General features: G+C 52.6%; 10 protein-coding genes. 7 read left to right on the plus strand and 3 right to left on the minus strand.

The genetic code is table 11. From position 1 onward, the window contains the following. The first annotated feature begins 23 nt into the window (after positions 1–23). The 3 genes from yrfG to hslO are packed head-to-tail and all read left to right on the plus strand — an operon-like array spanning position 24 to position 2,007. Positions 24–692 (plus strand): GMP/IMP nucleotidase, encoded by a 669-nt coding sequence (gene yrfG, locus BHE85_RS01955; protein ID WP_001295168.1) that lies wholly within the window; start codon positions 24–26, stop codon positions 690–692. 10 nt (positions 693–702) lie between these two features. Continuing rightward, entirely contained in the window at positions 703–1,104 is a 402-nt protein-coding gene (gene hslR / locus BHE85_RS01960; RefSeq protein WP_000660485.1) for a ribosome-associated heat shock protein Hsp15, read from the plus strand. A gap of 24 nt (positions 1,105–1,128) precedes the next feature. After that, positions 1,129–2,007: an Hsp33 family molecular chaperone HslO gene (gene hslO, locus BHE85_RS01965; RefSeq protein ID WP_004987087.1), complete on the plus strand. Its 879-nt coding sequence runs from the start codon at positions 1,129–1,131 to the stop codon at positions 2,005–2,007. 134 nt (positions 2,008–2,141) lie between these two features. Here hslO and BHE85_RS01970 read toward each other — a convergent pair whose 3' ends face one another. Continuing rightward, on the minus strand, positions 2,142–3,866 hold the full coding sequence (locus tag BHE85_RS01970) for a DUF4153 domain-containing protein (protein ID WP_000370824.1): 1,725 nt from the start codon (positions 3,864–3,866) through the stop codon (positions 2,142–2,144). A 378-nt stretch (positions 3,867–4,244) separates the two neighbouring features. On the opposite strand from BHE85_RS01970, the gene pckA reads away from it, so the two are divergent. Beyond that, on the plus strand, positions 4,245–5,867 hold the full coding sequence (gene pckA / locus BHE85_RS01975) for a phosphoenolpyruvate carboxykinase (ATP) (RefSeq protein ID WP_001265681.1): 1,623 nt from the start codon (positions 4,245–4,247) through the stop codon (positions 5,865–5,867). 75 nt (positions 5,868–5,942) lie between these two features. Here pckA and envZ read toward each other — a convergent pair whose 3' ends face one another. Beyond that, positions 5,943–7,295 (minus strand): two-component system sensor histidine kinase EnvZ, encoded by a 1,353-nt coding sequence (gene envZ / locus BHE85_RS01980; protein WP_001253696.1) that lies wholly within the window; start codon positions 7,293–7,295, stop codon positions 5,943–5,945. After that, complete coding sequence (gene ompR, locus BHE85_RS01985) at positions 7,292–8,011, minus strand: osmolarity response regulator transcription factor OmpR (RefSeq protein ID WP_001157751.1); 720 nt, start codon at positions 8,009–8,011, stop codon at positions 7,292–7,294. The genes envZ and ompR overlap by 4 nt, the downstream gene beginning before the upstream one ends. A gap of 227 nt (positions 8,012–8,238) precedes the next feature. Between ompR and greB the strand changes: the two genes are divergently transcribed. The 3 genes from greB to BHE85_RS02000 form a co-directional block, all read left to right on the plus strand. Continuing rightward, entirely contained in the window at positions 8,239–8,715 is a 477-nt protein-coding gene (gene greB / locus BHE85_RS01990; protein ID WP_000856744.1) for a transcription elongation factor GreB, read from the plus strand. A gap of 96 nt (positions 8,716–8,811) precedes the next feature. Further along, a complete protein-coding gene (locus tag BHE85_RS01995; RefSeq protein WP_000980768.1) occupies positions 8,812–11,133 on the plus strand; it encodes a Tex family protein in 2,322 nt (773 codons plus the stop codon). A 173-nt stretch (positions 11,134–11,306) separates the two neighbouring features. Further along, the coding region (locus BHE85_RS02000) for an IS1 family transposase (protein ID WP_047204290.1) at positions 11,307–11,495 on the plus strand (189 nt) is incomplete at its 3' end.

Consider the following 11,495-nt stretch of genomic DNA (forward strand, 5'->3'; position numbering starts at 1 on the left):
GCTTCACTCTGGAGATTTCCCTCATGCATATCAACATTGCCTGGCAGGACGTAGATACCGTTCTGCTGGATATGGACGGCACGTTGCTCGACCTCGCCTTCGATAACTATTTCTGGCAAAAGCTGGTGCCTGAAACATGGGGCGCGAAAAACGGGGTTACGCCACAGGAAGCGATGGAATATATGCGCCAGCAATATCACGACGTACAGCATACGCTAAACTGGTACTGTCTTGATTACTGGAGTGAGCAACTGGGTCTGGATATCTGTGCAATGACCACCGAGATGGGACCGCGCGCCGTACTGCGTGAAGATACCATTCCGTTTCTTGAGGCACTGAAAGCCAGCGGTAAGCAGCGAATTTTGCTCACCAATGCTCATCCGCACAACCTGGCGGTAAAACTTGAGCATACGGGTCTGGACGCACACCTTGATTTATTACTTTCCACCCACACATTTGGTTATCCGAAAGAGGATCAGCGGTTATGGCATGCGGTGGCCGAAGCTACGGGTCTGAAAGCTGAAAGAACGCTGTTTATTGATGACAGCGAAGCGATTCTCGATGCTGCCGCGCAATTTGGTATTCGTTACTGCCTCGGCGTGACTAATCCTGATTCCGGGATTGCCGAGAAACAGTATCAACGCCATCCGTCACTGAATGACTACCGCCGCCTGATCCCCTCGCTAATGTGAAGGAGACGCCATGAAAGAGAAACCTGCTGTTGAGGTTCGACTGGATAAATGGCTATGGGCTGCCCGTTTTTATAAAACCCGCGCGCTGGCCCGTGAAATGATTGAAGGCGGTAAGGTGCATTACAACGGGCAGCGCAGCAAGCCGAGCAAAATCGTCGAGCTGAATGCCACGCTCACTCTGCGCCAGGGAAATGACGAACGCACGGTGATTGTAAAGGCGATTACTGAACAGCGTCGCCCCGCCAGCGAGGCAGCCTTGCTGTATGAAGAGACTGCGGAAAGTGTAGAGAAACGCGAAAAAATGGCGATGGCACGTAAACTTAATGCCTTAACCATGCCGCACCCGGACCGACGCCCGGACAAAAAAGAGCGCCGCGACCTGTTACGATTTAAACACGGCGACAGTGAATAACTGTCACCTGCAAGAGAGATGATTATGCCGCAACATGACCAATTACATCGCTATCTGTTTGAAAATTTTGCCGTTCGCGGCGAACTGGTAACCGTTTCGGAAACCCTGCAACAGATCCTTGAGAACCACGATTATCCGCAGCCCGTTAAAAACGTGCTGGCAGAACTGCTGGTTGCGACCAGCCTGTTAACCGCTACGCTGAAGTTTGATGGTGATATCACCGTACAGCTGCAGGGCGACGGTCCGATGAATCTGGCGGTTATTAACGGTAACAATAACCAGCAAATGCGCGGTGTGGCGCGCGTGCAGGGCGAAATTCCAGAAAATGCCGACCTGAAAACGCTGGTCGGCAATGGTTACGTGGTGATCACCATTACCCCGAGCGAAGGCGAACGCTATCAGGGCGTAGTTGGTCTGGAAGGTGATACCCTGGCGGCCTGCCTGGAAGATTACTTTATGCGTTCTGAACAGCTGCCGACGCGCCTGTTTATTCGCACCGGCGACGTAGACGGCAAACCGGCTGCAGGCGGTATGTTGTTGCAGGTAATGCCTGCGCAAAATGCCCAGCAGGACGACTTTGACCACCTGGCGACGCTAACCGAAACCATCAAAACCGAAGAACTGCTGACCTTACCGGCAAACGAAGTGTTGTGGCGTTTGTATCACGAAGAAGAGGTGACGGTTTACGATCCGCAGGATGTGGAGTTCAAATGCACCTGCTCGCGTGAACATTGCGCCGATGCGCTGAAAACGCTGCCTGATGAAGAAGTTGATAGCATCCTGGCGGAAGATGGCGAAATTGACATGCATTGTGATTACTGCGGTAACCACTATCTGTTCAATGCGATGGATATTGCTGAAATCCGCAACAACGCGTCTCCGGCAGATCCGCAAGTTCATTAATGAGTATGTCCGGCAGAGAGGGCTCTGCCGGATTTTACAACTTAATGGCCTGATGTGCTGCGCTTACCAGCGCCTATGAAATAAATCGCAAATTATTTTGGTCAGATACAGCGTCGTATCCGATAAAAGCGTTGTCACTTACTTAAGTTTATTTCCAGCGTTTCACCATCTACCGTCAGATCGCGCCACGCTTTCGGCCTCGTCCCCAGTTTTCCATCCTTCGCAGCTGTGAGTAATTTTTCTTTCGTTATTTCGTTCGGAAGTAAACTCATATCAAGCGCGTCCCATTCTTTTCTGTCTGAGTCAAAGCCATAGACAATGACTCTGTCATCATTAAAAGCAAACAGGATCCGCTCCGCCTGACCATCACTATTCAGATCTTGCTCGACCAGGACGCAGGCGTCTTTTTCAATACAGGTCATCACGTTATAGCGATCCTGGATTAAGGCCGACCAGAATGTCACATCCGGTTTAACAGAACCAGGGGCAATTAACACATTTTCGGCTAATACTTTTTCCGATACCTGTTCCTGAAGATGTTGCTCTCCATCTAACGCCATCAGCAGATCCCGCGCGCGTTTCGGGTCTTTCATAAACCCGGCATCGCTTTTCAGCGACTCAAGCGCCGCACGTCCATAGCGACCGCTCTGTTCGAGCATGTAGATAGTTACCTGGTCTGGCGTGTTTTTGCCGCTCTGATAACGCGCCATATGACTGTTCACGCTAATACGCATACTGTCCAGCACCGGCGAATTAAGAAGCACCAGTATCACCAACACCAATAACGAAACCGCAAGGTTCACTTTGCCCTGAAGAACAAGGGGATTTTGCCCATTACGCCAGACGATACTGACAAAATACCCCAGCGACCACACCAGTAACACCAGCACCGCCAGCGCGCCCTGCAAGCGGTCGACAGTCCAGCCGTACTGAGCGACCCGCAGCCATAACGCCCAGGCGGCGACGAACACATACAGCGGAGCAACCAGCAAAGCGGTTTTAATCAGGCAACGCAACGGCCCCGTCCAGGGAAGTGACGCTTTTTGCGGATCGCGGACAATAGCCATTAAGATCAATTGCAAAAAGGCCAGCGTTAACAGCAACCCGGCGGCGGAGATGTGGCGAGAAATCGCGCTCAGGCCCGTAAACGGCAGAGTGATGATAAACATCAGGGTTAGCAATGATACTAACGGCAGCAACCCCGTGGCGATTAACGTGAACAACTTTTGAATAGAGTCGATTAAACGTGACTGTGTGCGCGCGAGAATCACCGCCAGTGCGGTAACCAGACCTAATGTAAGATACATAAACCAGTCGGTTGCAAAAAAGAGCGTATTGAAAAACTTGATGCCAACAAGTTTAAACAACTCACCCCACAGTAAAAGCACCAGCCACGTCAGGCCATTGGCGAGAAAAATCACCAGTAATATAAGTACGTTATGCCATACTGACTGGTAAAAGTAGCTATAGCGGCTACTGCAATTGCGGATACGAAGGCTTTGTTGTATCCACGGTAGCAACAACATTGCCATCAACAGCAGATAGCAGCCAAAATCCCAAATCGCCTTTTCAGCTCTCCAGGGGTTCATGCCATCAGTTTGCCACTTCAGCCAACCGCTCATCCCTGTCGTGGCAATAAACACCAGCGCCAGCCATCCCCAAAGGCGCTTCTGTTTAAAAGAGATCACGGAGAAGAGTAAAACGGATGAAAACGCAACGGTCGCAGGCACGCCATAAACAATCCAACTGTGATTTTTTCCGGCAAGCCAGGCGATCAACAGGTAGCAAACCAGCCCCTGAAGTAATCCGGTAGCAATCATCCCCCAGCGTGTTGCCGGTGAAAGTTCAACGTTATCCATGTTGGTTATCCAGAATCAAAAGGTGGGTTAATTATCGCATCCGGGCAGTAGTATTTTGCTTTTTTCAGAAAATAATCAAAAAAAGTTAGCGTGGTGAATCGATACTTTACCGATTGAATTTGCATCAATTTCATTAAGGAATGCGATTCCACTCACAATATTCCCGCCATATAAACCAAGATTTAACCTTTTGAGAACATTTTCCACACCTAAAATGCTATTTCTGCGATAATAGCAACCGTTTCGTAACAGGAATCACGGGGTTTTTTGTCAAATATGAATTTCTCCAGATACGTAAATCTATGAGCCTTGTCGCGGTTAACACCCCCAAAAAGACTTTACTATTCAGGCAATACATATTGGCTAAGGAGCAGTGAAATGCGCGTTAACAATGGTTTGACCCCGCAAGAACTCGAGGCTTATGGTATCAGTGACGTACATGATATCGTTTACAACCCAAGCTACGACCTGCTGTATCAGGAAGAGCTCGATCCGAGCCTGACAGGTTATGAGCGCGGGGTGTTAACTAATCTGGGTGCCGTTGCCGTCGATACCGGGATCTTCACCGGTCGTTCACCAAAAGATAAGTATATCGTCCGTGACGATACCACTCGCGATACTTTCTGGTGGGCAGACAAAGGCAAAGGTAAGAACGACAACAAACCTCTCTCTCCGGAAACCTGGCAGCATCTGAAAGGCCTGGTGACCAGGCAGCTTTCCGGCAAACGTCTGTTCGTTGTCGACGCTTTCTGTGGTGCGAACCCGGATACTCGTCTTTCCGTCCGTTTCATCACCGAAGTGGCCTGGCAGGCGCATTTTGTCAAAAACATGTTTATTCGCCCGAGCGATGAAGAGCTGGCAGGTTTCAAACCAGACTTTATCGTTATGAACGGCGCGAAGTGCACTAACCCGCAGTGGAAAGAACAGGGTCTGAACTCCGAAAACTTCGTGGCGTTTAACCTGACCGAGCGCATGCAGCTGATTGGCGGCACCTGGTACGGCGGCGAAATGAAGAAAGGGATGTTCTCGATGATGAACTACCTGCTGCCGCTGAAAGGTATCGCTTCTATGCACTGCTCCGCCAACGTTGGCGAGAAAGGCGATGTTGCGGTGTTCTTCGGCCTTTCCGGCACCGGTAAAACCACCCTTTCCACCGACCCGAAACGCCGCCTGATTGGCGATGACGAACACGGCTGGGACGATGACGGCGTGTTTAATTTCGAAGGCGGCTGCTACGCAAAAACTATCAAGCTGTCGAAAGAAGCGGAACCTGAAATCTACAACGCTATCCGTCGTGATGCGCTGCTGGAAAACGTCACCGTGCGTGAAGATGGCACTATCGACTTTGATGATGGTTCAAAAACCGAGAACACCCGCGTTTCTTATCCAATCTATCACATCGATAACATCGTTAAGCCGGTTTCCAAAGCGGGCCACGCGACTAAGGTTATCTTCCTGACTGCTGATGCTTTCGGCGTGTTGCCGCCGGTTTCTCGCCTGACTGCCGATCAAACCCAGTATCACTTCCTCTCTGGCTTCACCGCCAAACTGGCCGGTACTGAGCGTGGCATCACCGAACCGACGCCAACCTTCTCCGCTTGCTTCGGCGCGGCATTCCTGTCGCTGCACCCGACTCAGTACGCAGAAGTGCTGGTGAAACGTATGCAGGCGGCGGGCGCGCAGGCTTATCTGGTTAACACTGGCTGGAACGGCACAGGCAAACGTATCTCGATTAAAGATACCCGCGCCATTATCGACGCCATCCTCAACGGTTCGCTGGATAATGCAGAAACCTTCACTCTGCCGATGTTTAACCTGGCGATCCCAACCGAACTGCCGGGCGTAGACACGAAGATTCTCGATCCGCGTAACACCTACGCTTCTCCGGAACAGTGGCAGGAAAAAGCCGAAACCCTGGCGAAACTGTTTATCGACAACTTCGATAAATACACCGACACCCCTGCGGGTGCCGCGCTGGTAGCGGCTGGTCCGAAACTGTAATGATTTGAAGCTGGAGAATATCTATCCAGTATCTTATAGAAAGCAAAACGGGAGGCACCTTCGCCTCCCGTTTATTTACCCTTCTTTTGTCGTGCCCTGCGCCCGCGTTACCGGCACTGGCAGCCAGGCGCGAATGGAAAGCCCGCCCCGCTCGCTGGTGCCAAGCTCCAGCATCCCGTTATGGTTATCCACGATACGCTGCACAATTGCCAGCCCTAATCCCGTGCCGCTAATGGTGCGTGCACTGTCGCCGCGGACAAACGGCTGGAACAGGTGCTTACGTTGTTCCGGCGCAATTCCCGGACCGTCATCTTCCACCTGGAACCAGGCGCGATTCGGCTCCGTCCCGCTGCTGACTTTGATCCAGCCATTGCCGTAACGGGCGGCGTTGACCACCATATTCGCCACCGCGCGTTTGATCGACAGCGGGTGCATTTTCACTTCAATGCTGCCGGGGTAAAGCGCGGTTTCAATTTCCCGCTCATAGCCACTTTCGGCAGCAATAACCTCACCGAGTACTGCGTTGAGATCCGCCATTTCCATCGGCATCTCCTGCCCGGTGCGCAGGTAGTCGATAAACTGCTCAATGATGGCGTTGCACTCTTCGATATCTTTATTGATCGATTCGGCCAGGTAGCCATCCTGTTCGCTCATCATCTCGGTCGCCAGGCGAATACGCGTCAGCGGCGTGCGTAAGTCATGACTTACCCCCGCCATCAGCAGCGTGCGGTCATCCGCCAGTTGCTTAACACCAGCCGCCATATGGTTAAAGGCGCGGGTAACCGAACGTACCTCGGACGCGCCATATTCACGCAGCGGCGGTGGAATAATCCCTTTACCGACCTGCAAAGCAGCATGTTCGAGATCGACCAACGGTCGGTTCTGGATACGAATAAACAGCCACGCCCCGCCTATCGCCAATAGCATAATCGCCAGCGTATAGCGGAACAGCGGAGAGAAATCGCCCTGATGAATTTCGGTCAGCGGCACGCGTACCCAGATATTGGGCGACAGCCAGGTTTTCAGCCAGACGACAGGCGAACTTTTGTTGACCTCAACGCGCACTTCCGTCGGGCCGCCCAGTTGCTGTGCCATCTGATGGCTTAAGAATTCATAGTGTTGCGCCCAACGCAGACCTGCCTCTTCGGCAGCCTCGTTGGAGTAGAGAGAGATCCCCAGCTCACGGTAGATCTCCCGACGGAAAGCGGGAGGCACAACCAACTGCGTGCCGTCCTCCAGTTGCAGTTTGTCGGTCATCAACATACGCACTTCGTACGCGAGGACTTTATTAAACTGCTGGAGGCTCGGCAAAATCGCGAAGTTCAGCACCACCAGATAAGTCGTCACCAGGCTGGCGAACAGCAAGGTGACGATGAGCAATAACGTACGGGCAAATGAACTTCGTGGCGAGAAGCGCAATCGCCTCATGCTTTAGAGCCGTCCGGTACAAAGACGTAGCCCAGGCCCCAAACGGTCTGAATGTAACGCGGATGCGCTGGATCTTCTTCTACCATGCGGCGCAGACGCGAAATCTGCACGTCGATGGAGCGTTCCATTGCGGAATATTCACGACCACGGGCAAGGTTCATCAGCTTATCGCGGGAGAGCGGCTCACGCGGATGGCTGACCAGTGCCTTCAGTACCGCAAACTCACCGCTGGTGAGCGGCATCGGCTCATCTTCGCGGAACATTTCGCGCGTACCGAGGTTAAGTTTGAACTTACCGAAAGCAATTACCGCCTCTTCCTGTGACGGTGCGCCTGGCAGTTCGTTCGCCTGACGACGCAGCACCGCACGAATACGGGCCAGCAGTTCACGCGGGTTAAACGGTTTTGGAATGTAGTCGTCAGCGCCAATCTCCAGGCCTACGATACGGTCCACTTCTTCCCCTTTCGCCGTCACCATAATGATCGGCATCGGGTTGCTCTGACTACGAAGACGTCGGCAAATCGACAAGCCATCTTCACCAGGTAACATTAAATCCAGTACCATAAGATGGAAAGATTCACGAGTCAGCAGGCGATCCATCTGTTCTGCATTAGCGACGCTTCGAACCTGGAAGCCTTGTTCGGTGAGATAACGTTCCAGCAGCGCACGCAGGCGCATGTCGTCATCGACCACCAGAATCTTGTAGTTCTCTTGCATTGTTTGTACTCCCAAAGGTTCGCAACAATTTGTAAGCGTGTATTCTTAAAAAAGCTCACGTTCGTCACCAGCTAAATCTGGTATGAATTTCAGCCTAAATTGTTACAAAGCATATTAAACAGCAGCTTAAGTATACAATTTATTCGGCGAAACATTATTGATTCTGTTGATATGATCACGTTATACCCAATGTGCGCATTATCAAACAGACAAAGGGAATCAACGAGATGAAAACGCCCCTGGTTACCCGGGAAGGGTATGAAAAACTCAAACAAGAGCTTAATTATCTCTGGCGTGAAGAACGCCCGGAGGTCACAAAAAAGGTGACCTGGGCCGCAAGTCTGGGCGACCGCAGCGAAAATGCTGACTATCAGTATAATAAAAAGCGTCTGCGTGAAATCGACCGTCGCGTGCGCTATCTCACTAAATGCATGGAAAATCTCAAAATCGTCGATTACTCCCCTCAGCAGGAAGGCAAAGTCTTTTTTGGCGCGTGGGTGGAGATTGAAAACGACGATGGCGTGACTCACCGTTTCCGTATTGTCGGCTACGATGAAATTTTTGGCCGTAAAGATTACATCTCTATCGATTCCCCGATGGCCCGCGCATTGCTGAAAAAAGAAGTCGGCGATCTGGCGGTGGTGAATACCCCTGCCGGGGAAGCGAGCTGGTATGTTAATGCTATCGAGTACGTGAAACCGTAAGGAAGAGTCTTAACCTCCTGCCGATGGCTGGCATTTTTGCCAGCCAGTCCGTATAACTATCCCCTGATTTTTGATCCGAAAAGATGAACTCAAACCATGATGAATGATTCGTTCTGCCGCATTATTGCGGGTGAAATTCAGGCGCGCCCGGAACAGGTTGACGCTGCCGTTCGCCTGCTTGACGAAGGGAATACCGTGCCGTTTATCACACGTTATCGTAAGGAAATCACCGGCGGTCTGGATGACACGCAGCTGCGTAATCTGGAAACGCGTCTGAGCTATCTGCGCGAGCTGGAAGAGAGACGTCAGGCGATCCTCAAGTCCATTTCCGAGCAAGGCAAACTCACCGATGATCTGGCGAAGGCCATCAACGCCACCCTAAGCAAAACCGAACTCGAAGACCTCTACCTGCCCTACAAACCTAAACGCCGCACCCGCGGGCAAATCGCCATTGAAGCAGGGCTTGAGCCGTTGGCTGACCTGCTGTGGAGCGATCCGTCACACACGCCAGAAGTCGCCGCTGCACAATATGTTGATGCCGATAAAGGCGTGGCAGATACCAAAGCCGCGCTGGATGGCGCGCGCTATATCCTGATGGAACGGTTTGCCGAAGATGCCGCGCTGCTGGCGAAAGTGCGTGATTATCTGTGGAAGAACGCGCATTTGGTTTCTACGGTGGTGAGCGGTAAAGAAGAGGAAGGGGCGAAATTCCGCGACTATTTCGATCATCACGAACCGTTGTCCACGGTGCCTTCTCACCGCGCTCTGGCGATGTTCCGTGGGCGTAACGAAGGCGTACTCCAGCTTTCGCTGAATGCCGATCCGCAGTTCGATGAGCCGCCCAAAGAGAGCTATTGCGAGCAAATCATCATGGATCACCTTGGCCTGCGCCTGAACAATGCCCCGGCGGATAGCTGGCGCAAAGGCGTAGTGAGCTGGACCTGGCGCATCAAGGTGCTGATGCATCTGGAAACCGAACTGATGGGTACCGTGCGCGAACGCGCGGAAGATGAAGCAATCAACGTCTTTGCCCGTAACCTGCACGATCTGCTGATGGCGGCCCCTGCCGGACTGCGTGCAACGATGGGCCTCGATCCGGGTCTGCGTACTGGGGTAAAAGTGGCGGTGGTCGATGCCACTGGCAAACTGGTAGCGACCGATACCATTTACCCGCACACCGGACAAGCCGCAAAAGCAGCGATGACCGTTGCTGCCTTGTGTGAAAAACATAACGTTGAACTGGTGGCGATCGGCAACGGTACAGCTTCCCGCGAAACTGAACGTTTCTATCTCGACGTGCAGAAGCAGTTCCCGAAAGTGACCGCACAGAAAGTGATCGTCAGCGAAGCTGGCGCGTCGGTTTACTCAGCTTCCGAGCTGGCAGCGCAGGAGTTCCCGGATCTCGACGTTTCGCTGCGTGGCGCGGTGTCTATCGCCCGCCGTTTGCAGGATCCGCTGGCGGAGCTGGTGAAAATCGATCCGAAATCTATCGGCGTAGGTCAGTATCAGCATGACGTCAGCCAGACGCAACTGGCCCGCAAACTGGACGCAGTAGTAGAAGACTGCGTAAACGCCGTTGGCGTCGATCTCAACACTGCTTCTGTTCCGCTGTTAACCCGCGTGGCGGGCCTGACGCGCATGATGGCGCAAAACATCGTGGCCTGGCGCGATGAGAACGGCCAGTTCCAGAACCGTCAGCAACTGCTGAAAGTCAGCCGTCTGGGGCCGAAAGCCTTCGAGCAGTGCGCGGGCTTCTTGCGCATTAACCACGGTGATAACCCGCTGGATGCTTCTACCGTCCACCCAGAAGCCTATCCGGTGGTGGAACGCATTCTGGCAGCAACACAGCAGGCACTGAAAGATCTGATGGGTAACAGCAGCGAACTGCGTAACCTGAAAGCGTCTGACTTTACTGATGAAAAATTCGGTGTGCCGACAGTAACTGACATCATCAAAGAGCTGGAAAAACCGGGTCGCGATCCGCGTCCGGAATTTAAAACCGCTCAGTTTGCCGATGGCGTCGAGACAATGAACGACCTGCAACCGGGTATGATCCTCGAAGGTGCGGTGACCAACGTCACCAACTTTGGCGCGTTTGTCGATATCGGCGTGCATCAGGACGGCCTGGTTCACATCTCTTCATTGTCGAACAAGTTTGTGGAAGATCCGCATACCGTGGTGAAAGCGGGCGACATTGTGAAGGTGAAAGTGCTGGAAGTGGATCTTCAGCGTAAACGTATCGCCCTGACTATGCGTCTGGACGAGCAGCCTGGCGAAACCAACGCCCGTCGCGGCGGCGGTAATGAACGCCCGCAAAACAACCGCCCGGCAGCCAAACCACGCGGTCGTGAAGCGCAGCCTGCCGGTAATAGCGCGATGATGGATGCGCTGGCGGCGGCAATGGGCAAAAAACGTTAAACGCCCGGACTGGCCCCTAAACCTGCGCGATAAGGCGTTCACGCCGCATCTGGCAACGAACGCCTTGCCTGACATAAAAGTGCCGGAGAATATCTCCGGCCTTTTTATTCCACAACCAGGTAATGCTGCCAACTTACTGATTTAGTGTATGATGGTGATTTTAAGGTGCTTGCGTGGCTTCCATTTCCATCAGATGTCCTTCCTGCTCCGCTACTGAAGGCGTGGTGCGTAACGGCAAAAGCACTGCCGGACATCAGCGCTATCTCTGCTCTCATTGCCGTAAAACATGGCAACTACAGTTCACTTACACCGCCTCTCAGCCCGGTACGCACCAGAAAATCATTGATATGGCCATGAATGGC

It is taken from the genome of Shigella sp. FC1567, from assembly GCF_001743015.1.
Taxonomy (GTDB): domain Bacteria; phylum Pseudomonadota; class Gammaproteobacteria; order Enterobacterales; family Enterobacteriaceae; genus Escherichia; species Escherichia coli.